Origin of the sequence: Pseudomonas sp. ES3-33 (assembly GCF_000952175.1) — a bacterium.
In the GTDB taxonomy this organism is placed as follows: Bacteria; Pseudomonadota; Gammaproteobacteria; order Pseudomonadales; family Pseudomonadaceae; genus Aquipseudomonas; species Aquipseudomonas gregormendelii.
Genome location: NZ_JZRI01000088.1, coordinates 22,483 through 43,719, shown reverse-complemented (window position 1 = coordinate 43,719; position 21,237 = coordinate 22,483). Strand labels below are relative to the sequence as shown.

Sequence of the window (21,237 nt, the reverse complement as noted above, 5' to 3'; positions counted from 1 at the left end):
CGCCCCGTTAACCACGCTGGCCGAACGCAGGCATTGCGCAGCGGGGAAACCGGCAAGGATGCCGGTTTAGCCGCGCTGGGCCAGGGATGGCCCATCGCGGCGACCCGCGGAGTAATGCCGGAGTGAGAGCACACCGAGCCTGAGCGAGGTGCCGAGTGGTGGGGCAAGAGCGCTTTGGTTACTTTCGCGCTTTTCGAAAGTGACCCGCCGTAAGGGCGGAACCCTAAGCAGCCGTTACCGCATCAATGGATATGTACACAAAGCAAGATCAAAAGATCGCAGCCTCGTTTCTCTCGACAGCTCCTACAGAAGAACGGTGTAGCGCGCCGTAAGGGCGAAAGCCTAAGCAGCCGTTACCGCAGCAATGGATATGTACACAAAGCAAGATCAAAAGATCGCAGCCTCGTTTCTCTCGACAGCTCCTACAGAAGAACGGTGTAGCGCGCCGTAAGGGCGGGACCAGCTACTGCAGCAGCGGATATGTACCCGACCACCGGAGGACCAACCCATGTGCGGACGCCTGACCCAATACCGTGGCATTCACGATTTTGTCGCAGCACTGAGCATCCCCGACGCACTGATCAACCATATCGGCGATGAACCCCTGGCCCGCTACAACGCCGCCCCGACCACCCGTCTTGCCCTGCTCCACCTGGAAAACGACGGCCTGCACGCCGACCTGGTGCGCTGGGGTTGGCGACCGCACTGGGCCAAAGACCGCGCACCGCCCATCAACGCCCGAGTGGAAAAGGTCGCCCACGGTCCCTACTTCCGACCCATCTGGCCGCACCGGGCCATCGTACCGGTAGACAACTGGTTCGAATGGGTCGACAGCGGCGACGGTAGCAAACAACCCTGGTTGATCCGCCGCAAGGACCGGGCGCCGGTCTACTGCGCCGCCATTGGCCAGTTTCCCGCAGCCGCCGCCGAACCTACCCCCGAGGACGGCTTTGTCATCCTGACCGCCGACAGCGCCGGCGGCATGCTCGACATCCACGACCGCCGCCCCATCGTGTTATCGCCGGAACTGGCCGAGGAATGGCTCGACCCCGCCACACCCAGGGAACGCGCCGAACAGATGGCATTATTTGAAGGTGAAGCCAGCGAAGTGTTCGAGTGGTTCCGGGTCAGCAAGGCAGTCGGCAATGTGCGCAACCAGGGTCCCGAATTGATCGAACCGCAAGCCTGAAAGGAACCGTTAAATCTGCAGGCCCTCGCAACGTTACACATAGTGTTTCACCCATGTAACAGTCCAATGAAATATGGCCATTTGCCGCGCCAACCGCCTGTCTGACAATTTAATTGTCATACATACATTCAGGGGCAGTGCCGCTAGCATGCGCGCCGCATTTCCACGGACGGAAAACCCAGAAACTCCAGCCTTGCAGAGAACCCAGTTGCGCGACGATTCCTACATCCAGCAAGTCAGCAGTGTCGAGTGTGTCCACCTCTCGACTACGGAACGTTATCAACTCGATTGTTTCATCGGGCAATACATCAAGACCCGAGACCTGGCCTCAGTGCCCAATATCGATACCACGCTGCGCGCAACCTTGCAGCTCTACCCGGGCAAGCCGCCGGTGATGGTCAATGAACTGAATGCCTGGATCGACAGGAAGTTGGGCTATCGGGCAACGCACCCCGATTTCTGCGAGCAGGAAGATGTCTGAGCGTCCCTCTGAATCGCGGCAGCGCCTGCACACAAGCTTGCAGGCGCCGCCGCGAGCGAAAGATACGCTTCAAGGTTTCAGCGGACGCTCCTGATCACGGTCCGAGAGTTCTCGACTGTCGTCATGTTTCCAGTCTTGGGTCGAACGCTTTTTCTGCTCTTCTATTTCCTCTTGCGTAGGCTCATCCGGGTCCGGCTGCTTGGGTTCATTCGCCATGTTCGCCTCTCTTCCTGAAGGGATCGTTAATCGGTTTAAGCGTAGAACAGATTCACAGCCACCAACGCAGCACGAAGAACACCGCCATGCTCAACAGCATGCTGAGCAAGGTGCTGCGGGTGTACAGCACAAGCCCCACCGCCACCAATGAACTGAGCAAGTACGGGTTGTCCCATTGCAGGTTCAGTTGTTTTTCCGGCATGAACACGATTGGCCCGCAGATGGCGGTGAGCATGCCCGGCACGGCAAAGCCGAGAAACTGCCTGGCGTTACTGCTCAGGCGCACGGGCAGGCGCGGCTCCAGAAACACGTAGCGGTTGAGGAACACCAGCGCACCCATCCCGAATATCACCGCCCAGACCATCATGCTGTTTGCCTCAGATAAAGTTTGTTGCACATAAATCCCGCCGTCATACCTGCCAGCCCCGCCAGCACCAGCGCCGAGCCCCACTGCCAGTAACTGAACAGCACGGAACAAAACAGCGCCACCGCGACGCACACCACCGTGGGCACGTTACGCACCACCGGGGTGATCAGGGCAATGAAGGTTGCGGCAATCGAGAAGTCCAGGCCCAGGTGCTCCAGCCCCGGGATGCTGCTGCCGAGCACGATGCCGGCCAGGGTGAAAAGATTCCAGGCCACGTAGAACGTCAACCCGACGCCAAGGGCGTACCAGCGATTGAACTGCTGCTTGTCATGCTGGCTGGTCAGGGCGAACAGTTCGTCGGTCAGCAAAAAGCCCAGACCCACGCGCCAGCGTCCCGGCAGCGGTGAGATCACCGAGCGCAGGCTCATGCCGTAGAGCAGATGCTGGGAGGTCAGCAGCAGCGTGGTCAGCAGTATCGAGAAAATCCCGGCACCGCCCTTGAGCATGCCGATGGCCACCAGCTGTGCCGCGCCGGCAAACACGATGCTCGACAGGCCCTGGCCTTGCAGGGGCGTGAGGTTGGCTTCGATGGCCATGGAACCGGCCAGCAGGCCCCAGGGCGCAGTCGCCAGGGACAAGGGAAGGATCGCCACGGCGCCGCGCAGGAATGCGCTGCGGGGCATATGAGCGTTGGACATGACGTTCTGCGACCGGAAAAAAGACCTGCAACTTTGCCAGTACTTACCCGCGAAGGCATGCACAATTTCGAGTTATTTGCCGGCCATCGACCGGGTAACATGGTGCGGTCCATCCGGCACACCCAGGGAAGCCCACATGCTGTACCGAATCGCCGCCGACGGGCTGGTGCTATTTCATCTGCTGTTCATTGTGTTCGTGCTGTTCGGCGGGCTGCTGGTGCTCAAATGGCGCCACTTGGCGGTGCTGCACCTGCCTGCGGTCGCGTGGGGTATCTCGGTGGAAGTCTTTCACCTGATGTGCCCGCTGACCGACTGGGAGAACCGCATGCGCGATGCCGCCGGCCAGAGCGGCTACGGCGGTGGTTTCGTCGAGCATTACATCTGGCCGGCAATCTATCCCGCCGGCCTGACCCCGGGCATCCAGGTGGGCCTGGGCGCCGTGGTGCTGGCGCTGAACCTGTGGGTCTACCTGCGGCTGGTCAGGCGTTTGCGGCGAGATGGGCGCCACTGAATCTACTTGTCGATCACGCTCATGTTGCGCCCACTGGCCTTGGCCACGTACAGCGCCCTGTCAGCGGCACGCACCAGGTCGTCGGGCTGCTCATGCGCGGCCGGGTCCCAGGCGCAGACCCCGACGCTGACGGTGACCACCCCTTCGACGCCCTCGCTGTGTTCGATCGCCGCCAGCTGCACCGCCCGACGAATTTTTTCCGCCACCAGGAAGGCGCCCACATAGTCGGTGCCCGGCAGCACCACGGTGAACTCTTCGCCACCGTATCGGGCCGCCAGATCACCTGGGCGCTTGATGTGCGAGTTGATGATCGAGCTTATCTTGCGCAAGGATGCGTCGCCCGCCACGTGGCCGTACAGATCGTTGAAACGCTTGAAATGATCGACATCAATCAACAGCAGCGCGAGGTGAGTCTGGGTGCGCCGGGCGCGGCGCATCTCGGTCAGGATGAACAGATCGAACTGGCGTCGGTTGGACAGGCCGGTCAGGGCATCTTCCAGCGCGAGCAGCTCCAGGCCGCGATTGACCTCGAGCAGTTTTTCCTGGGCGTCGAGCCGCACACTCTGAATGCGATTCTGCTGCTGCATCAGCCGGATCAGCCGATAACCGAGGGCACCCAGAAGCCCGAGGAACAGGGCCACGATGCCGGCACTCAGCAGCGATGCCTCGCGCCAGCTGGCTAACACTTCGTCCTGATTCAGCGCGGCGAATACAATCAGCGGGTACCCTTCGACCCGGCGAAAGCCCACCACCCGTTCCACGCCATCGACCACCGACCTGACCCTGGCCGTCCCGGCGTTCCCCAACGGCAGCAACTGGGTAAACAGCGGGCCATTGGCCACACTGCTGCCGACTTCCGATTCCTTGAACGGACGGCGCACGACAATCGTGGCGTCATCGGCGATCAGGTTGATCACGCCGTTCTGGCCCATGTCGATGCTGTCATAGAGCGCGAGGAAATGGCTCAGGTGGATGGTCGCCAGCGCCACGCCGGCAAAACTGCCGTCCGGATGATTGACCCGGCGCGACACCGTCATGATCCATTCGCCACTGGAGCGGCTCTTGATCGACGGGCCGATGTGCGGTCCACGATCAGGATGATCGCGGTGGAAGATGAAGTATTCCCGGTCCGAGTTATTGGCGTTGGGCAGGCCGGCGCCGTTGGAGTTGGCGATCCACTGCCCGCTCTGGTCGTAGACAAACAGGCCGTGCAACTGGCTCAGCTCCCGGCGCTGCACCCCAAGCAGGCGTTGCATCCTGGGCAGGCGCGCCGATTCGATGCCTTCGTTTTCCAGCCGCTCGACCAGCGTCAGCAGCAGCGTGTCAGCCTGCTTGATTGACGCCTGCGCCTGCCAGGCCAGGGCCTGCGCAAGGTTGGACATCGCCACTTCCTTGTCGCGCAGGTGGTACTGGCGCGAGTTCCAGACTTCCCAGCCGGCGACGGTGGCCATCGACACGCACACGGCGATCAGGAAAAACACCAGTGAGCGGATTTTCAGCCTGGACACCGCCTGGCTGCCGTTCAACAACATGGCCGGTTGGGTGTTATCGAGTCGATCGTTAATGGACAGCTGTCCCATGTCATTCCCTGACCTCTTATGGTGTCGGCGTCTGCTTGAGGGCGTCGATCCAGGCGGGATCCAGTCGTGTCTGCCCGGTTTCGATACCCAGCGCTTCCATTCGCGCCTTGTGCTGGTCAATCTCGCGGTTCAATTGCCCGTGGTCGCTGGAGTTGCCGTCCAGCTCATGCATCTGGGTCAGCCCCAGATGATAGAAGCGTAGCAACTTCATCGCGTGGGGATCATCGCGATCCACCGCCGCCGTCACCTGATGCATGACATTGGTAATGCTCATCAGGCTGCGCTTGAGCTGCCAGCCATACACGGCGGCCGCCATCCACGGCTGGCTCCAGAACAGCCCACGCATCAACGCGACCATCAGCAACACCGCCACGAACACCCCGCCGACGTTAAAGCGCATGTTGTCGCCGCCAGGCTCGCCGAATACGGCCACCGCCACGCTCGACAACAGCATCGCCAGCACCAGGAACACCAAGGCGATAATCACCGTGCTGCGCCGCGTCTGTTGTCGATAGGTCTGGGCGTTCATTGGCTGGATTTCAAACATTACGACAGGGTTCCTTGCATCAGGTCATAGATTGAGGGGCAAAAGACTGCGGGGCATTATCGCCTCATCGACAGATTTAGCTATGCTGGAGCTCCTTTTCATCTTTTCATCGTCAAAGGGCAACGTGGCGATACCGCGCAGTTCGTGCCATCTTCTTTCATGGATACACACTATTCGGATGCCATTTACCGGCCCTTCGTGTGAATGACATCGTTTTAAGGATCATTGAATGACCCAACGACATGTAATCAACGCCTCTGTCAGCCCTAAAGGCAGCCTGGAAACCCTTTCCCAACGTGAAGTCCAGCAACTGAGCGAAGCCGGTTCCGGCAGCACTTACACCCTTTTCCGCCAATGCGCCCTGGCCATCCTCAATACCGGCGCGCACGTTGATAACGCCAAGACCATTCTCGAAGCGTACAAGGATTTCGAAATCCGCATTCACCAGCAGGACCGTGGCGTGCGCCTCGAATTGCTGAACGCCCCCGCCAACGCGTTCGTCGACGGCGAAATGATCGCCAGCACCCGGGAAATGCTGTTCAGCGCCTTGCGCGACATCGTCTATACCGAAAACGAGCTGGACAGCCAACGCATCGACCTGAGCAATTCCCAGGGCATCAGCGACTACGTCTTCCACCTGCTGCGCAACGCCCGCACCCTGCGTCCCGGCATCGAACCGAAGATCGTGGTGTGCTGGGGTGGCCATTCGATCAACACCGAGGAATACAAGTACACCAAGGAAGTCGGCCATGAACTGGGGCTGCGCAGCCTGGACATCTGCACCGGTTGCGGCCCCGGCGTGATGAAAGGCCCGATGAAGGGTGCGACCATCGCCCACGCCAAGCAACGCATCCATGGTGGCCGCTACCTGGGCCTGACCGAACCGGGAATCATCGCCGCCGAGGCGCCGAACCCGATCGTCAACGAGCTGGTGATCCTGCCGGACATCGAAAAACGCCTGGAAGCCTTCGTGCGAGTGGGCCACGGCATCATCATTTTCCCGGGCGGCGCCGGCACGGCCGAAGAGTTCCTGTACCTGCTCGGCATCCTGATGCACCCGGACAACGAAGGCCTGCCCTTCCCGGTGATCCTCACCGGGCCCAAGCATGCAGCGCCTTACCTGGAGCAGCTGGACGCGTTCGTCGGCGCAACACTGGGCGATGCGGCGAAACAGCACTATGAGATCATCATCGACGACCCGGCCGAAGTCGCCAGGCAGATGACCCAGGGCCTCAAGGCGGTCAAGCAATTCCGCCGCGAGCGTAACGATGCGTTCCACTTCAACTGGCTGTTGAAGATCGACGAAAGCCTGCAACGCCCGTTCGATCCGACCCACGAAAACATGGCCAACCTGAACCTGAGCCGCGACCTGCCCGCCCACGAACTGGCCGCCAACCTGCGCCGGGCGTTTTCCGGCATCGTCGCCGGCAACGTCAAGGACAAGGGCATCCGCCTGATTGAGGAACACGGGCCGTATCAGATCCGTGGCGATGCCGCAGTCATGCAGCCGCTGGATCAACTGCTCAAGGCCTTCGTCGCCCAGCACCGGATGAAACTGCCGGGTGGCGCGGCGTATGTGCCGTGTTATCGAGTGGTGGCCTAGCACCAGCATCTGTGTACGCCGGACATCTCTGTGGGAGCCGGGCTTGCCCGCGATGGCGTCTGCGGATTCGACATTGATGTGACCGGGAGATTGCTATCGCGAGCAGGCTCGCTCCCACAGGGGATTGACGGTGTGCGCAGAATTTGTGTACGGCGGACATCTCTGTGGGAGCGAGCCTGCTCGCGATGGCGGTGTACCTGATGCAGCGATGCTGGCCGCTGCCACAGGTTAGCGCTCGTTCAGCCGGTCATAATTTATCGGCATCAATCACTGCTTTGGCAAAGGCCTTCGGGTCTTCCTGGGGTAGGTTGTGGCCGATACCGCCCTTGATCAAGCGGAACTCATACTTGCCGGTGAAGCGTTTCGCATAGTCCTCGGGAGCTGGATGCGGCGCGCCGTTGGCGTCGCCTTCCAAGGCGATGGTCGGCACGCTGATGGTGGGCGCCTTGGCCAGCTGCTGTTCCAGGGCCTCGTAACGGCTTTCCCCTTGTACCAACCCCAGGCGCCAGCGGTAGTTGAAGACGGTGATCGCTACATGGTCGGGGTTGTCCAGGGCTGCAGCGCTGCGCTCGAACGTGGCATCGTCGAAGGCCCACTTCGGTGAGGCGAGTTCCCAGATCAACCTGGCGAAGTCATGACGATTTTTCTCATACCCGACCTGGCCGCGATCGGTCGCGAAATAGAACTGGTACCACCACTGCAACTCGGCCTTGGGCGGTAATGGGTTCTTGCCTGCCGCCTGGTTGCCGATCAGATAACCGCTGACCGCCACCAACGCTTCGACTCGCTCCGGCCAGAGCGCCGCAACGATGTCTGCCGAACGTGCGCCCCAATCATAGCCACCCAATACGGCCCGCTTGATCTGCAGCGCGTCCATGAAGTCGATGACATCACTGGCCAGTGCGGCAGGCTGGCCGTTGCGCAGCGTCTTGTCGGAGAGAAAGTGTGTATCGCCATACCCCCGCGCATAAGGCATGAGCACGCGATAACCCTGCGCGGCCAACAAAGGTGCCACCTCGGAGTAACTGTGAATATCATAAGGCCAGCCGTGCAGCAGAATGACCACGGGGCCCTCGGCCGGACCCACCTCGGCGTAAGCTACATTCAGCAGACCCGCCTGGACGTGCTTCAACGGGCCGAACACGGCAGATGGATCGACTTTGGTGCTGACCGTAGCCGCCGCGGTTGCGGTTGGGGTGGTGCTGGCCTGCACGTTGGCCGAAACCAGGAGGCCCAACTGCAGCAACACCGCAGCAAGGATCGAAGGCCCCACCAGGCGCCGGTGCTTAGCGGTTGTAATGGTCGACAAGGCGTTGTTCACGTCGGGTGACTCCTGCAGGTGGCGGATGAGCAGTCTGCTCTCGATGAAGCCTATTTGGCCGGCCCGAGGTATCCACGTTGTGTCGTAAAACCTGTGCTATCGCGACATAACGTGTCCCACCGTGCGACGGATACAGTCCGATACAAAACCCAGAGTTCAATAACAAGAGAATCGAGCGATGGAACACGTCAACCACATCCTGATTGTCGACGACGATCGGGAGATCCGCGAGCTGGTCGGTAATTACCTGAAGAAGAACGGCTTGCGCACCACAGTCGTGTCCGATGGACGGCAGATGCGCAGCTTTCTGGAGGCCAACCAGGTGGACCTGATCGTGCTGGACATCATGCTGCCCGGCGACGACGGCCTGCAGCTGTGTCGCGAACTGCGCTCGGGCAAGCACAAGGCGACGCCGATCCTGATGCTCACGGCGCGCAACGATGAAACCGACCGAATTCTCGGGCTGGAAATGGGCGCCGATGACTACCTGACCAAACCCTTCTCCGCCCGCGAACTGCTTGCCCGCATCAACGCCGTGCTACGGCGCACGCGGATGCTGCCGCCTAACCTGCTGGTCAGCGAAAGCGGCCGCTTGCTGGGCTTCGGTCGCTGGCGCCTGGACACCACCGCCCGTCATCTGCTGGACGAAGATGACACCATGGTCGCCCTGAGTGGTGCCGAATATCGGCTGTTGCGGGTGTTCCTCGACCATCCCCAGCGCGTGCTCAGCCGCGATCAATTGCTGAACCTGACCCAGGGTCGCGACGCCGACCTGTTCGACCGCTCCATCGACCTGCTGGTCAGCCGGTTGCGCCAACGCTTGATGGATGACTCGCGCGAGCCGACCTACATCAAGACCGTGCGCAGTGAAGGGTATGTATTTTCCTACCCGGTGCAGATGCTCGGCGCACAGGACTGAATCAGCACAGGCCGATCAACATCCTTGATAAAGACTATGCCCATGGGTGTTTTTTCATCGACGGGCTGCAGCTCTACAGTGGCCACATCTTCTTCCCACGCTCTGGAGCTGCTCATGAAAATCATCATTGGTCTTGGATTTGCCCTGTCGGTCCTGGGTGCCACTTCGGCCATCGCTGCCCCCCACGCAACCGCACAAGTGGTTAGCGCTGCACAGGTCAGCCAACCGGCTACCTTGAACGTCAATACGGTGGGCGTCGATCACAAGGACGATCAGGCAAGCAAACTGTATGTTGCGGAGAACCGGCCGGAGTTTGGTTCGAAATATCAGCGTTATTGATCCGCCCATTGCCCTTGTGGGAGCGAGCTTGCTCGCGATCACGGATCCTCATTCAGCGTTGCCGTGTGCTGACTGACGCTATCGTGAGCAAGCTTTGCTCCCACACTTTATGTCCTGCAGGCGCGTCCGACAGGCCATGCCCTACAGGGGTTGGGTCAATCTGCGGGCAAGCGCTTTGGCCTGCAATGCAACGTCCGTCACCGCCGTACTCTCCCACCACATTCCACGCAACGGCGGCCCCATGGCGAACAGCCGACTGGCGACTTGCCCATCGGCACCGATCACCGCGCCGTCCGCAGTGGCGGCGATTCCCAATGCCAGCGGTCCGGGCTGAACCAGGCCCCGCGCCAGCAACTGCCGGGGCAGAGGTCGGGCAACCCGTCGCCAGTCATATTCGATGCCACTGGAATTGATCAACGCCAGGCCATGTACCACGCACTCACAAGGCTCGCCACGCCGACGGATGCGAATTCCCAGCTCATCCCCCGACGAAGGTTCAAGCCCCTTGAAGGACGCCGCCTGAATCCGCAGCCGCCCTTCCCCGTGCAACCGCGCGACCAGCTCGGCACTCAAGGGTGGCGAGCGGTGGTGATGGCTCTCCCACCACGGCCGTACGTGCCGCACGAACTGCCTACGCTGCAAGTCCGTCGCCTGGCTCCACAGCCGTGGAATGTGCACACGCACAGTGTCCAGGGGCGCTTGCCAGTCGATCCCCCGGGCAATGGCATCGCGGCAATGGCGGCGCAGTTCGCGTACCAGTTGCCGTGGCGTACGGATGCTCGGGTCTTCGCCGAGGAAATCGGCCCAGGCCGGCGGCTGGCGGCGCACATGGGGCAGCAGGCCGTGGCGGGAAAACACTTCGATCGGTCCGCGGTGCCCAGCCTGCTCCAGCGAGACCACAGCATCGACCATGGTCAGGCCGGAACCGATGATCAAAACCGTCGACTGCGGATCAAGCTGGCGCATCGCAGCCACGTCCCAAGGGTCCAGTGCCGCTGCATTCAGGCCACTGGAGTGGGCCTGTGGCGTGCGTGCGGCGGGAAACATTCCAGTGGCCAGCACCGCATAAGTCCCGCGCAGGCGCTGCCCGTCGCTCAAGGTCAACCGCACGCCATCGGCCAGGTTCTCGAGGTCGACGACCTCAGCGCGCACGTGTTCCACGCTCGAACCGTTCGCGGCGCCAGCCACCTGGGCTTCGGCCAGGCGCTGTTGCACATACTCGCCAAATAGCCCGCGCGGGGGGAACAGCTCACTGACCGGCACAGACTGCTGATCGGACTCGGGCCAGCCGCCCGCCGCTATATGTGCCGTCAGCCACTGCGTCAGGTCATCGGCACTGTCCGGGTCGACGCTCATCCGCGCCGCGTTACCGTTGAGCGTGTGACCGAGTTCCACCGCACTGTAGGCCTCGCCGCGACCCAGCTCGGCCCGGGGCTCAATCACCAGCACCGAGCGCCGGCCTGGCAGGCGCAGCAGCTGCACGGCCAGCATCGCGCCACTCAGGCCGCCGCCGATGATCAGGATGTCCGCCTGGCGGATGGCGTCATTCGCCTGCTCGTGGGGGATTTCACTCATGGCGTTCTCACAGGTCAGTGTTTTCCTGGACGATCATAAGCGCCAAACCCGGGCCAGCGTCATAGAGCAGTACCAAAGTAGCGATAGCAGCCTTGGCGATCGGCGCTGCTGGCCGTTCAGATCACCACGTTACGCACGAAACGCGCGGCGACTTCGCCTTCATTGCGATAGGAGTGCGGCTGGTTACTGGCGAACATGTAGAACTCCCCGGCCGCAATAGTGTGGGGAACGTCACCGAGCATCAGCGTCAGGCAACCTTCGAAGACGTAAAGCTGTTCGCTCCAGCCATCAGCATCGGGTTCGGAGGGATAGTGTTCGCCTGGCTCCAGGCGCCATTCCCAGAGCTCCACCTCCCTGGTGGCGCTGGCTTTGGACAGCAACACCGCCTTGCTGCCGGGAATGGTGCCGGCCCAGGCCAGTTCGTTGATGCGACTGGGATCGCGGGCATCGGGGGCCTGGATCAGGTCGCTGAAGGCCACGTCGAGTGCTTCGGCAACGCGGTCGAGGGTGGTCAGGCTGACATTCTTTTCACCGGCTTCGATTGCCACCAGCATCCGCCGGCTGACCCCGGATTTTTCCGCGAGGGCGGTCTGGCTCATATCGGCGGCGTGGCGCAGTCGCCGGACATTAAGGCTGACGTGTTGCAGGACCGAAGCCCGTTGCGTGGAATCTTTGTGCACTATATTGCTCACTCGGTAGGGTTGGGCAGTATACTGCGCAACATACGGCGCATTGTGCGTCCCCCTCCGGTAGCGCGCAAGGACATGACGTCGGTGAACTCCTCCCCCAATACTTCTCCCCGCTTCTCGCGGTTCAGCAAAGCCGAATGCGTGCTGGTGGTGATCACCATGGTCTGGGGCGGGACTTTCCTGCTGGTGCAGCATGCGATGACCGTCAGCGGCCCGATGTTCTTCGTCGGCCTGCGCTTCGCCGCAGCGGCGCTCATCGTCGCGTTGTTTTCCTGGCGGCACCTGCGCGAGCTGACACTGTTCGAGCTCCGGGCCGGGTCGTTTATCGGTGTGGCGATCATGCTGGGCTACGGCTTGCAGACGGTCGGGTTGCAGAGCATTCCAAGCAGCCAGTCGGCGTTCATCACGGCGCTGTACGTGCCCTTCGTGCCGTTGCTGCAATGGCTGGTGCTGGGGCGGCGTCCGGGGCTGATGCCGAGTATTGGCATCATGCTGGCGTTTACCGGCTTGATGCTGCTGTCGGGGCCGGCGGGGGCCTCATTGAATTTCAGCCCGGGTGAAATCGCCACCCTGATCAGTGCCGTGGCGATTGCTGCAGAAATCATTCTGATCAGTCGCTTTGCCGGTCAGGTCGATGTGCGCCGGGTGACGGTGGTACAACTGGCGGTCACCTCGGTGCTGTCGTTCCTGCTGGTGGTGCCGACCCAGGAGCGCATTCCGGACTTTTCCTGGCTGCTGCTGTGCAGCGCCCTGGGCCTGGGTGCGGCGAGCGCGGCGATCCAGGTGGCGATGAACTGGGCGCAGAAAAGCGTCTCGCCGACCCGCGCTACCCTGATCTATGCCGGCGAGCCGGTCTGGGCCGGAATTGTCGGACGGATGGCCGGGGAGCGGTTGCCGGCGATTGCGTTGGTCGGCGCGGGGTTGATTGTGGCAGCGGTGATTGTCAGTGAGTTGAAGACCAAGGGTAAGGCGGTGGTGGCGCAGGAGGACCTGGAGAGCGAAACCCAACGCTGACCGGCAATAGGTGCGGCGTTTGATCGAGAGTCTTCGCGAACAAGCCCGCTCCCACTGTGGATCTGTGCCAAACGCATGCCCTGCATTCACCGATGATCTAATGTGAGAGCAGGCTTGCTCGCGATGAGGCCAGACCTGCATGTCACAGAATGCCAAACCCCCAGACAGCATGACTTTTGCGCACTCCATGTAGGATTCTGCCACAGGTTCGCGTTTGGTAATCCGGGGACTGGCACGTATGATGCTTCATAAACCTCCGCAGATTAGAAGCCTATGTCCCTGATAGTTCTACTGCTTCTGCCCTTTGTTGGCAGCTGTGTGGCCGCCGTTCTGCCGCACAACGCGCGTAATGCCGAATCATTGTTGGCTGGCCTGGTCGCCCTCATCGGCACCGTCCAGGTCGCTTTGCTGTACCCGCAAATTGTCGATGGCGGGGTCATTCGCCAGGAATTCTTCTGGCTGCCCAGCCTGGGCCTGAACTTCGTCCTGCGCATGGACGGTTTTGCCTGGCTGTTCTCCATGCTGGTGCTGGGCATCGGCACACTGGTCTCGTTATACGCTCGTTACTACATGTCGCCGGACGACCCGGTGCCGCGCTTCTTCGCGTTTTTCCTGGCGTTCATGGGCGCCATGCTCGGGCTCGTCATCTCCGGCAACCTGATCCAGATCGTATTCTTCTGGGAGCTGACCAGCCTCTTTTCCTTCCTGCTGATCGGCTATTGGCATCACCGCGCCGACGCCCGACGCGGCGCCTACATGGCGCTGATGGTCACGGGTGCCGGCGGTTTATGCCTGCTGGCGGGGGTCATGCTGCTTGGCCATGTGGTCGGCAGCTATGACCTCGACAAGGTCCTGGCCGCCGGCGAGCTGATTCGCGCACATGCCCTCTACCCTGTCCTGCTTCCTCTTATCCTGATCGGCGCCCTGAGCAAAAGCGCGCAATTCCCCTTTCATTTCTGGCTGCCCCACGCCATGGCGGCGCCGACGCCGGTCTCCGCCTATCTGCACTCGGCAACCATGGTCAAAGCCGGGGTGTTCCTGTTGGCGCGGCTCTGGCCGTCGTTGTCCGGCAGTGAAGAATGGTTCTACATCGTCAGCGGCGCCGGTGCCTGCACCCTGTTGCTGGGCGCCTACTGCGCAATGTTCCAGAACGACCTCAAGGGGCTGCTGGCCTATTCGACCATCAGCCATCTGGGCCTGATCACCCTGCTGCTGGGCCTGAACAGCCCCCTTGCAGCAGTCGCGGCGGTATTTCATATTCTCAACCACGCCACCTTCAAGGCTTCGCTGTTCATGGCCGCCGGGATCATCGACCACGAAAGTGGCACCCGGGACATTCGCAAGCTCAGTGGCCTGATCCGGCTGATCCCCTACACTGCCACCCTGGCCATGGTCGCCAGCGCCTCCATGGCCGGCGTACCGCTGCTCAACGGTTTCCTGTCCAAAGAGATGTTCTTCGCCGAAACCGTGTTCATCAATGCCACGGCCTGGGTCGAAATGGCCCTGCCGATTGTCGCGACCATCGCCGGCACCTTCAGCGTCGCCTACTCGCTACGGTTTACCGCTGACGTGTTCTTCGGCCCGACCGCTACCGACCTGCCCCACACGCCCCACGAGCCGCCACGGTGGATGCGTGCACCGGTCGAGTTGCTGGTGTTCGCCTGCCTGATAGTGGGGATTTTCCCGGCACAGGTGGTGGGCCCGCTGCTGGCTGCCGCTGCGCTTCCCGTTGTCGGTGGCCAATTGCCGGAGTACAGCCTGGCCATCTGGCACGGCTGGAATGCGCCGATGATCATGAGCCTGATAGCCATGAGCGGCGGCATTGTCCTTTACCTGCTGCTGCGCAATCAGCTCAAGCGTGGACGCTTCAAGTACCCGCCGCTGATTGGCCGCTTCAACGGCAAGCGCCAGTTCGAACGCAGCCTGGTGGTGATGATGCGCCTGGCTCGGCGCCTGGAGCGGCGGATCAGCACCAAGCGCCTGCAAACCCAGCTGTTCCTGGTGGTACTGGCCGCCGTACTGGTCGGGCTGATCCCGATGCTGCACGGCAGCCTGACCTGGGGCGACCGACCGAAAATCCCGGGCTCGGCCGTGTTCGTGACCCTGTGGCTGCTGGCGATCGCCTGTGCCCTGGGCGCCGCCTGGCAGGCCAAGTATCACCGCCTGGCAGCCCTGACCATGGTCAGCGTCTGTGGCCTGATGACCTGCATCACCTTCGTCTGGTTCTCCGCGCCGGACCTGGCCTTGACGCAACTGGTAGTCGAAGTGGTCACCACGGTGCTGATCCTGCTTGGCCTGCGCTGGTTGCCGCGGCGGATCGAAGAGGTGGCGCCGTTGCCGAGCACCTTGCGCAAGGCGCGCATCCGGCGCTTGCGCGACTTGCTGTTGTCGACGGCTGTCGGTGGCGGCATGGCGCTGTTGTCCTACGCCATGTTGACCCGCCAGACCCCCAACGACATTTCCTCGTTCTACCTCAGCCGCGCCTTGCCCGAAGGCGGTGGCAGTAACGTGGTCAACGTGATGCTGGTGGATTTCCGCGGCTTTGACACCCTGGGTGAAATCACCGTGCTGGCCGCCGTGGCGCTGACCGTGTTCGCCCTGCTGCGACGCTTCCGCCCCCCCAAGGAGAGCCTGCAATTGCCGGCCCAGCAACGCCTGCTGGCGCCCGACGTGGTGACCGACCTGGTCAACCCGCGCCAGGCCAGTGATACCGCCCTGGGCTTCATGATGGTGCCGGCGGTACTGGTGCGCCTGCTGCTGCCGATCGCCTTCGTGGTGTCGATCTACCTGTTCATGCGCGGTCACAACCAGCCCGGTGGCGGGTTCGTTGCCGGGCTGGTGATGTCGGTCGCGTTCATCCTGCAGTATATGGTGGCCGGGACCCAGTGGGTCGAGGCGCAAATGAGCCTGCGGCCGCTGCGCTGGATGGGCACCGGGTTGTTGTTCGCCACGATCACCGGGCTTGGGGCCATGGCGGTCGGTTATCCGTTCCTGACCACCCACACCTGGCATTTCGACCTGCCGGTGTTCGGCGCCATCCACATCGCCAGCGCCCTGTTTTTCGACATTGGCGTGTATTCAGTGGTCGTGGGTTCGACCTTGCTGATCCTCACCGCCCTCGCCCACCAGTCGGTGCGTGGCCACAAGACCGCGGCACTGCCCAAATCCGTCGCCAGCAAAGGAGCCGTCTGATGGAAGAAGTCATCGCAATCGCCATCGGCGTCCTGGCTGCGTCCGGAGTGTGGCTGGTCCTGCGGCCGCGGACATTCCAGGTGGTCATGGGCCTGTGCCTGCTGTCCTACGGCGTCAATCTGTTCATCTTCAGCATGGGTAGCCTGTTTATCGGCAAGGAGCCGATCATCAAGGACGGCGTGCCCCAGGACCTGCTGCACTACACCGATCCATTGCCGCAGGCGCTGGTGCTGACCGCCATCGTCATCAGCTTCGCCATGACTGCACTGTTCCTGGTCGTGCTGCTGGCTTCCCGGGGCCTGACCGGTACCGACCATGTGGACGGCCGGGAGCCTAAGGAATGAACCTGATGCCGCACCTGATCGCCGCACCGATTCTGCTGCCGCTGCTGACTGCCGCCTTGATGCTGATGCTCGGGGAAAAACACCGTCCGCTGAAGGCCAGGATCAACCTGTTCTCCAGTCTGGTCGGGCTGGGCATTGCCGTGCTGTTGCTGCAATGGACCCAGGAAACCGGCATTCCCGGCTCCATCGGCGTGTACCTGCCGGGTAACTGGCAGGCACCGTTTGGCATTGTGCTGGTGGTCGACCGCCTCTCAGCGATGATGCTGGTACTGACCGGGATCATCGGCGTCAGCGCCCTGCTGTTTGCGATGGCCCGCTGGGACGGTGCGGGCTCGAGCTTCCACGCGCTGTTCCAGATCCAGATGATGGGCCTGTATGGCGCCTTCCTGACCGCCGACCTGTTCAACCTGTTTGTGTTTTTCGAAGTGCTGCTGGCCGCCTCCTACGGGCTGATGCTGCACGGCTCGGGACGCTCACGGGTCTCGGCCGGCCTGCATTACATTTCGATCAACCTGTTGGCCTCGTCGCTGTTCCTGATCGGCGCGGCGCTGATCTACGGCGTCACCGGCACCCTGAACATGGCCGACCTGGCGCTGAAGATCCCCCTGGTGACGGAGGCCGATCGGGGCCTGCTGCATGCCGGCGCGGCGATCCTGGCGGTGGCGTTCCTGGCCAAGGCCGGCATGTGGCCGCTGAATTTCTGGCTGGTACCGGCCTATTCCGCGGCCAGCGCCCCGGTGGCGGCGATGTTTGCGATCATGACCAAGGTCGGCGTCTACACCTTGCTGCGCCTGTGGACCCTGCTGTTTTCCGAGCAAGCCGGGGCGTCGGCGTATTTTGGCGGCGACTGGCTGATCTATGGCGGCATGGCGACCATTATCTGCGCAGCGGTGGCGATCATTGCCGCGCAACGCCTCGAACGCCTGGCCAGCCTGAGCATCCTGGTGTCGGCGGGCATCCTGCTGGCTTCCATCGGCTTCGCCCAGCCCAAGCTGATCGGCGCGGCGCTGTTCTACCTGGTCAGCTCGACCCTGGCGTTGAGCGCGCTGTTCCTGCTGGCCGAGCTGATCGAACGTTCGCGCTCGGCCAATGAAATACCCTTGTTCGATGACGGCGACCTGCTGCCCCGGCCCATGGAATCCCTGCAGCCAGCCAAAGGCATCAACCTCGATGACGAACAGAAAGCCGTGGTCGGCCAGGTGATTCCCTGGACCATGGCCTTCCTCGGCCTGAGCTTCATCGCCTGCTCACTGCTGATCATCGGCATGCCGCCGCTCTCGGGCTTTATCGGCAAGCTGGGTTTGCTGCACGCCCTGCTCAACCCAATGGGCCTGGGCACCGGCAGCGATCAACCGGTATCGAACGCCGCGTGGGGCCTGCTGGCGCTGCTGATCATCTCGGGCCTGGCATCGCTCATCGCTTTCTCCCGCCTGGGTATCCAGCGCTTCTGGACGCCCGAGGAGCGACCGTCGCCGCTATTGCGCCGTTTTGAATGTGTGCCGATCTTCGCGTTGCTGGGCTTGAGTATCGCCCTGACCTTCAAGGCCGAGCCGCTGCTGCGTTACACCCAGGCCGCTGCAGACGCCTTGAACAATCCCCAGCAGTACGTCATGGCAGTGCTCGGCACTCGCGCCGTGCCAAGCCCCGAAGCGCAAGCCGCGATCGTCGAGGTGCGCCCATGAGCCGTCTGTTTCCCGCCCCCTGGTTGTCACTGGCGCTGTGGGTATTGTGGCTGGCGCTGAACCTGTCGATCAGCCCGGGTAATGTTCTGCTGGGGGCCATCCTCGGCATCTGCGCGCCATTGATGATGCGCAAATTGCGCCCACTGCCGATCCGCATTCGCCGCCCTCTGGTGATCCTGCGCCTGTTCCTGCTGGTGGGCCGTGACGTGGTGGTGTCCAACCTCGCCGTCGCCTGGAGCGTGCTCAATGCCGGACGCCGACCGCCACGCTCGCGCTTCATCAAGGTGCCGCTGGAGCTGCGCGACGCCAATGGCCTGGCGGCCCTGTCGATGATCACCACGGTGGTTCCCGGCACGGTCTGGTCGGAACTGGCACTGGACCGCAGCATTCTATTGCTGCACGTGTTCGACCTGGATGACGAAGCGCTGTTCATCGAGCACTTCAAGGCGACCTACGAACGCCCCCTGATGGAGATCTTCGAATGAGCCCGCTGCTGTCGAATGCGATCCTGCTGAGCCTGTTCATCTTCTCGCTGGCCATGGTCCTGACCCTGATTCGCCTGTTCAAGGGCCCTTCGGCACAAGACCGGGTACTGGCGCTGGACTACCTGTACATCGTCGCGATGCTGATGATGCTCACCCTGGGCATCCGTTATGCCAGTGACACCTACTTCGAAGCAGCGCTGCTGATCGCGCTGTTCGGCTTCGTCGGCTCGTTTGCCCTGGCGAAATTCCTCCTGCGCGGCGAGGTGATCGAATGAACGCTGAATTGTCTTTGTGGGTTGAAGTGCCGGTGGCGATCCTGCTGGTGCTCAGCAGCCTGTTTGCGCTGATCGGCGCCACCGGGTTGCTGCGCATGAAGGATTATTTCCAGCGCATGCACCCGCCAGCCCTGGCGTCGACCCTGGGCGCCTGGAGCGTGGCACTGGCGTCGATCATCTACTTCTCGGCGCTCAAATCCGCGCCGGTGCTGCACGCCTGGCTGATTCCGATCCTGCTGGCCATCACAGTACCGGTGACCACCCTGCTGCTGGCCCGGGCGGCGCTGTTTCGCAAGCGCATGGCCGGGGATGATGTGCCGGCCGAGGTAAGTAGTCGGAGCATGGAAAGCGGGAACTGAGCCACGGGCACCCTGGGATCCTGTGGGAACGAGGCTTGCTCCCACAGCTCATCGGTAAATCAATGAGTGCAGATTTCTCAAACAGCCTGTGGGAGTTTCCTGTTATCGACCGCCGACTACTGAAGGTTCAGTTCAGTTTTTTTCTAATGGTTCTGGGCGGACGCTGCAATCAACTTGCCGTCGCTTGGTGGGTGCTTCAGGAAACCGGCTCGGCGCTCTACTTCGCCAACATGATTGCCTGTTCCATCGCGGCAGAGGTGTTGGCCAGGCCCCTGCTGGGCTGGATGGGCGACAAGTACAACAAAATCCGGATCATCAAACTCGCCTCATGGCTCAGCCTGACCAGCGCGCTGCTTATGTTGGTGCTGTCTGCCACCGGCGCGTTCAACCCCTGGACGGTGGGGGCGCTGATGATGCTCAGCAGCGCGATCGTTGGCGTGCGTGACCCGCTGCAGGCGTCGATCATTCCTTTGTTTGCCAGCGACGACAAAGTCTCGCTGGCCTTCAGGAGCAAAAGCGTGATGTCGTCGTTGTCGATGCTGCTGGGACCGGTATTGGCGAGCGGCTTGATTTACGGATTTGGCATCACTTTCGCTTTAGCTGCGGATTTTTTTGCGATCCTCGTCGCCGGGTTATTGATTGCGACCATCCCAAGCGCCATCGGCGCTCCCGACGACAGCCTAAACCCTGCGACCGCCAATGGCTTCAGCATGATCTACTCCGGCTTCAAGGTGGTCTACGGCGTGAAAGTGGAGTTTTACCTGGCGCTTGTTGCGATGTTGATCAACTTTGCCCTCTACCCGTTTTTCACCCTTCTGATTCCGCTGTATGTCAAAGACGTCATCCAATACCCGGTGACTTACATCGGTTTGCTGGATGCCAGCTTCGGACTAGGCATTCTGCTGGGCAGCTACAAGATCATCGGATGGTTGTCCGGCCTAATCCCTCGGGACATGTGTGTGTCCGCAGGGTTCGCACTATTGGGTTGCAATCTGTTGGTGTTCGGGACCGTTACCTCTTCGGTTATCGTCACCGTCGCGTTTTTCTGCGGTGGCGTCGGACTGATGCTGATCAACATCCCTACCTCGTCCGTACGGCTGCTGGCGACACCAAAATCGCACCGCAACCGCGTGTTCGCCACGGTTGCGTTCCTGTCCGCAGCGGCCAGTCCCCTGGGGAGCTTTGCCATGAGCACCTTCATTGGTCAGCTGGGAGTCGCGACGACCATTACGCTGCTGGGTGCCATGGTGCTGCTGTTATCCCTGCTGGTTCTGCTGATACCTGATTTCAAGCGATTCATGCGCTCCCAGGATACCCAGCTCAACGATGCTTACCTGGACAAGTACCCTGCAGCGTTCAGCGGGGCTTCCAGCAAGGCTTGATAGCCCCCTTGCCGTGCCCGCTCTTCAGATCCACGCCACCGCCAGCAACCCTGCCCCCAGCACCACACACAACGGCGAATACGCCCAGGTATCGAGGCGGGCAAATTTGGAATCCTTGACCTGTTTGAAAAACCCTACAAGATTCGAATCGCCAATCGCCCGGGCGAACATCAGCATCGCAATGGCGCTGATCACCCACTGCAGTGACCAGTGATGCACCGTCGGCAGGTACAGGCCGACCCGCAGGCACACCAGCATCGCGATCAGCAGCAGGCCGACCGCTACCAGTAGCGTGGCAAATCCAGAAGGCTTGAAGGCCGGCCTGGAGCCTTGGTCGTCCTCCATGGGCACTCGCGGCACGGCGGCCTCGCTGCCCAGCTTGCCACCGGCCGCCCAGTACAGGTGGACCAGGCTGATCAGGAGGAAGACGGCAGCCATCCATTGCGCAATTACCAGGCTCATAGTCAAA

The 21,237-nt window shown here is 61.8% G+C and carries 23 protein-coding genes; 14 read left to right on the top strand and 9 right to left on the bottom strand.

Features of this window, described 5'->3' with window-relative positions; all coding sequences use genetic code 11:
- The first annotated feature begins 508 nt into the window (after nucleotides 1-508).
- Both UB23_RS16800 and UB23_RS16795 read left to right on the top strand, forming a co-directional pair.
- The gene (locus tag UB23_RS16800) at nucleotides 509-1,189 is read left to right on the top strand and encodes an SOS response-associated peptidase (RefSeq protein WP_045060426.1); all 681 of its coding nucleotides are present in this window, start codon (nucleotides 509-511) and stop codon (nucleotides 1,187-1,189) included.
- Nucleotides 1,190-1,397: 208 nt separating this feature from the next.
- Nucleotides 1,398-1,670 carry a hypothetical protein gene (locus UB23_RS16795; protein WP_045060425.1) on the top strand — a complete coding sequence of 91 codons (273 nt, stop codon included), beginning with the start codon at nucleotides 1,398-1,400 and terminating at the stop codon, nucleotides 1,668-1,670.
- Nucleotides 1,671-1,739: 69 nt separating this feature from the next.
- On the opposite strand, the gene UB23_RS29940 is transcribed toward UB23_RS16795, so the two are convergent.
- The 3 genes from UB23_RS29940 to UB23_RS16785 are packed head-to-tail and all read right to left on the bottom strand — an operon-like array spanning nucleotide 1,740 to nucleotide 2,951.
- Nucleotides 1,740-1,886, bottom strand: a complete 147-nt coding sequence (locus UB23_RS29940; protein WP_177328566.1) for a hypothetical protein — start codon at nucleotides 1,884-1,886, stop codon at nucleotides 1,740-1,742.
- Nucleotides 1,887-1,938: 52 nt separating this feature from the next.
- Nucleotides 1,939-2,250, bottom strand: coding sequence for an AzlD domain-containing protein (locus UB23_RS16790; RefSeq protein ID WP_177328567.1), 312 nt, complete (start codon nucleotides 2,248-2,250; stop codon nucleotides 1,939-1,941).
- On the bottom strand, nucleotides 2,250-2,951 hold the full coding sequence (locus UB23_RS16785; protein ID WP_045060423.1) for an AzlC family ABC transporter permease: 702 nt from the start codon (nucleotides 2,949-2,951) through the stop codon (nucleotides 2,250-2,252). The genes UB23_RS16790 and UB23_RS16785 overlap by 1 nt, the downstream gene beginning before the upstream one ends.
- Before the next feature lie 136 nt (nucleotides 2,952-3,087).
- Here UB23_RS16785 and UB23_RS16780 point away from each other — a divergent pair, with 136 nt between their 5' ends.
- Nucleotides 3,088-3,462 carry a DUF2784 domain-containing protein gene (locus UB23_RS16780; RefSeq protein WP_045060422.1) on the top strand — a complete coding sequence of 125 codons (375 nt, stop codon included), beginning with the start codon at nucleotides 3,088-3,090 and terminating at the stop codon, nucleotides 3,460-3,462.
- Nucleotides 3,463-3,464: 2 nt separating this feature from the next.
- Here UB23_RS16780 and UB23_RS16775 read toward each other — a convergent pair whose 3' ends face one another.
- Nucleotides 3,465-5,042: a GGDEF domain-containing protein gene (locus UB23_RS16775; protein ID WP_045060421.1), complete on the bottom strand. Its 1,578-nt coding sequence runs from the start codon at nucleotides 5,040-5,042 to the stop codon at nucleotides 3,465-3,467.
- A gap of 16 nt (nucleotides 5,043-5,058) precedes the next feature.
- Nucleotides 5,059-5,589: a DUF3087 domain-containing protein gene (locus UB23_RS16770; protein ID WP_045060420.1), complete on the bottom strand. Its 531-nt coding sequence runs from the start codon at nucleotides 5,587-5,589 to the stop codon at nucleotides 5,059-5,061.
- A gap of 229 nt (nucleotides 5,590-5,818) precedes the next feature.
- On the opposite strand from UB23_RS16770, the gene ppnN reads away from it, so the two are divergent.
- Nucleotides 5,819-7,192 (top strand): nucleotide 5'-monophosphate nucleosidase PpnN, encoded by a 1,374-nt coding sequence (gene ppnN / locus UB23_RS16765; protein ID WP_045060419.1) that lies wholly within the window; start codon nucleotides 5,819-5,821, stop codon nucleotides 7,190-7,192.
- A 247-nt stretch (nucleotides 7,193-7,439) separates the two neighbouring features.
- Here the strand turns inward: ppnN and UB23_RS16760 are convergent, their stop codons facing one another.
- Nucleotides 7,440-8,513 (bottom strand): alpha/beta fold hydrolase, encoded by a 1,074-nt coding sequence (locus tag UB23_RS16760; RefSeq protein ID WP_045060418.1) that lies wholly within the window; start codon nucleotides 8,511-8,513, stop codon nucleotides 7,440-7,442.
- Nucleotides 8,514-8,691: 178 nt separating this feature from the next.
- Here UB23_RS16760 and UB23_RS16755 point away from each other — a divergent pair, with 178 nt between their 5' ends.
- Nucleotides 8,692-9,432 (top strand): response regulator, encoded by a 741-nt coding sequence (locus tag UB23_RS16755; RefSeq protein ID WP_045060417.1) that lies wholly within the window; start codon nucleotides 8,692-8,694, stop codon nucleotides 9,430-9,432.
- A 114-nt stretch (nucleotides 9,433-9,546) separates the two neighbouring features.
- Nucleotides 9,547-9,771 (top strand): hypothetical protein, encoded by a 225-nt coding sequence (locus UB23_RS16750; RefSeq protein WP_045060416.1) that lies wholly within the window; start codon nucleotides 9,547-9,549, stop codon nucleotides 9,769-9,771.
- Nucleotides 9,772-9,912: 141 nt separating this feature from the next.
- On the opposite strand, the gene UB23_RS16745 is transcribed toward UB23_RS16750, so the two are convergent.
- Together UB23_RS16745 and UB23_RS16740 are read right to left on the bottom strand one after the other, a co-directional pair.
- Complete coding sequence (locus tag UB23_RS16745) at nucleotides 9,913-11,346, bottom strand: FAD/NAD(P)-binding protein (protein WP_045060415.1); 1,434 nt, start codon at nucleotides 11,344-11,346, stop codon at nucleotides 9,913-9,915.
- Nucleotides 11,347-11,462: 116 nt separating this feature from the next.
- Entirely contained in the window at nucleotides 11,463-12,026 is a 564-nt protein-coding gene (locus UB23_RS16740; protein ID WP_045060414.1) for a helix-turn-helix domain-containing protein, read from the bottom strand.
- On the opposite strand from UB23_RS16740, the gene UB23_RS16735 reads away from it, so the two are divergent.
- From UB23_RS16735 to UB23_RS16700, 8 genes are all read left to right on the top strand, one after another.
- Nucleotides 12,021-13,049, top strand: a complete 1,029-nt coding sequence (locus tag UB23_RS16735) for a DMT family transporter (protein WP_052673000.1) — start codon at nucleotides 12,021-12,023, stop codon at nucleotides 13,047-13,049. The two genes, UB23_RS16740 and UB23_RS16735, sit on opposite strands and share 6 nt — an antisense overlap.
- 273 nt (nucleotides 13,050-13,322) lie before the next feature.
- The gene (locus UB23_RS16730; protein WP_045060412.1) at nucleotides 13,323-16,241 is read left to right on the top strand and encodes a monovalent cation/H+ antiporter subunit A; all 2,919 of its coding nucleotides are present in this window, start codon (nucleotides 13,323-13,325) and stop codon (nucleotides 16,239-16,241) included.
- Entirely contained in the window at nucleotides 16,241-16,585 is a 345-nt protein-coding gene (locus tag UB23_RS16725) for a Na+/H+ antiporter subunit C (RefSeq protein WP_003202835.1), read from the top strand. Before UB23_RS16730 ends, UB23_RS16725 begins: the two co-directional genes overlap by 1 nt.
- Nucleotides 16,582-18,267 carry a monovalent cation/H+ antiporter subunit D gene (locus UB23_RS16720; protein WP_045060411.1) on the top strand — a complete coding sequence of 562 codons (1,686 nt, stop codon included), beginning with the start codon at nucleotides 16,582-16,584 and terminating at the stop codon, nucleotides 18,265-18,267. Before UB23_RS16725 ends, UB23_RS16720 begins: the two co-directional genes overlap by 4 nt.
- Nucleotides 18,264-18,752 carry a Na+/H+ antiporter subunit E gene (locus UB23_RS16715; protein ID WP_045060410.1) on the top strand — a complete coding sequence of 163 codons (489 nt, stop codon included), beginning with the start codon at nucleotides 18,264-18,266 and terminating at the stop codon, nucleotides 18,750-18,752. The genes UB23_RS16720 and UB23_RS16715 overlap by 4 nt, the downstream gene beginning before the upstream one ends.
- The gene (locus tag UB23_RS16710; protein ID WP_045060409.1) at nucleotides 18,749-19,027 is read left to right on the top strand and encodes a K+/H+ antiporter subunit F; all 279 of its coding nucleotides are present in this window, start codon (nucleotides 18,749-18,751) and stop codon (nucleotides 19,025-19,027) included. The genes UB23_RS16715 and UB23_RS16710 overlap by 4 nt, the downstream gene beginning before the upstream one ends.
- A complete protein-coding gene (locus UB23_RS16705) occupies nucleotides 19,024-19,386 on the top strand; it encodes a Na+/H+ antiporter subunit G (protein ID WP_045060408.1) in 363 nt (120 codons plus the stop codon). The genes UB23_RS16710 and UB23_RS16705 overlap by 4 nt, the downstream gene beginning before the upstream one ends.
- Nucleotides 19,387-19,448: 62 nt before the next feature.
- Nucleotides 19,449-20,768 carry an MFS transporter gene (locus tag UB23_RS16700; protein ID WP_045060407.1) on the top strand — a complete coding sequence of 440 codons (1,320 nt, stop codon included), beginning with the start codon at nucleotides 19,449-19,451 and terminating at the stop codon, nucleotides 20,766-20,768.
- Nucleotides 20,769-20,792: 24 nt separating this feature from the next.
- Here the strand turns inward: UB23_RS16700 and UB23_RS16695 are convergent, their stop codons facing one another.
- Nucleotides 20,793-21,230, bottom strand: coding sequence for a DUF3995 domain-containing protein (locus tag UB23_RS16695; RefSeq protein WP_045060406.1), 438 nt, complete (start codon nucleotides 21,228-21,230; stop codon nucleotides 20,793-20,795).
- Nucleotides 21,231-21,237 lie beyond the last annotated feature (7 nt).

Bases quoted from the DNA above. Each gene is read 5' to 3' on its own strand.
- UB23_RS16750 (WP_045060416.1), top strand. From the start codon at position 9,547: ATGAAAATCATCATTGGTCTTGGATTTGCCCTGTCGGTCCTGGGTGCC.
- UB23_RS16720 (WP_045060411.1), top strand. From the start codon at position 16,582: ATGAACCTGATGCCGCACCTGATCGCCGCACCGATTCTGCTGCCGCTG.
- UB23_RS16800 (WP_045060426.1), top strand. From the start codon at position 509: ATGTGCGGACGCCTGACCCAATACCGTGGCATTCACGATTTTGTCGCA.
- UB23_RS29940 (WP_177328566.1), bottom strand. From the start codon at position 1,886: ATGGCGAATGAACCCAAGCAGCCGGACCCGGATGAGCCTACGCAAGAG.
- UB23_RS16790 (WP_177328567.1), bottom strand. From the start codon at position 2,250: ATGGTCTGGGCGGTGATATTCGGGATGGGTGCGCTGGTGTTCCTCAAC.
- ppnN (WP_045060419.1), top strand. From the start codon at position 5,819: ATGACCCAACGACATGTAATCAACGCCTCTGTCAGCCCTAAAGGCAGC.
- UB23_RS16780 (WP_045060422.1), top strand. From the start codon at position 3,088: ATGCTGTACCGAATCGCCGCCGACGGGCTGGTGCTATTTCATCTGCTG.
- UB23_RS16715 (WP_045060410.1), top strand. From the start codon at position 18,264: ATGAGCCGTCTGTTTCCCGCCCCCTGGTTGTCACTGGCGCTGTGGGTA.
- UB23_RS16730 (WP_045060412.1), top strand. From the start codon at position 13,323: ATGTCCCTGATAGTTCTACTGCTTCTGCCCTTTGTTGGCAGCTGTGTG.
- UB23_RS16745 (WP_045060415.1), bottom strand. From the start codon at position 11,346: ATGAGTGAAATCCCCCACGAGCAGGCGAATGACGCCATCCGCCAGGCG.
- UB23_RS16710 (WP_045060409.1), top strand. From the start codon at position 18,749: ATGAGCCCGCTGCTGTCGAATGCGATCCTGCTGAGCCTGTTCATCTTC.
- UB23_RS16695 (WP_045060406.1), bottom strand. From the start codon at position 21,230: ATGAGCCTGGTAATTGCGCAATGGATGGCTGCCGTCTTCCTCCTGATC.
- UB23_RS16705 (WP_045060408.1), top strand. From the start codon at position 19,024: ATGAACGCTGAATTGTCTTTGTGGGTTGAAGTGCCGGTGGCGATCCTG.
- UB23_RS16785 (WP_045060423.1), bottom strand. From the start codon at position 2,951: ATGTCCAACGCTCATATGCCCCGCAGCGCATTCCTGCGCGGCGCCGTG.
- UB23_RS16725 (WP_003202835.1), top strand. From the start codon at position 16,241: ATGGAAGAAGTCATCGCAATCGCCATCGGCGTCCTGGCTGCGTCCGGA.
- UB23_RS16775 (WP_045060421.1), bottom strand. From the start codon at position 5,042: ATGGGACAGCTGTCCATTAACGATCGACTCGATAACACCCAACCGGCC.
- UB23_RS16755 (WP_045060417.1), top strand. From the start codon at position 8,692: ATGGAACACGTCAACCACATCCTGATTGTCGACGACGATCGGGAGATC.
- UB23_RS16770 (WP_045060420.1), bottom strand. From the start codon at position 5,589: ATGTTTGAAATCCAGCCAATGAACGCCCAGACCTATCGACAACAGACG.
- UB23_RS16700 (WP_045060407.1), top strand. From the start codon at position 19,449: ATGAGTGCAGATTTCTCAAACAGCCTGTGGGAGTTTCCTGTTATCGAC.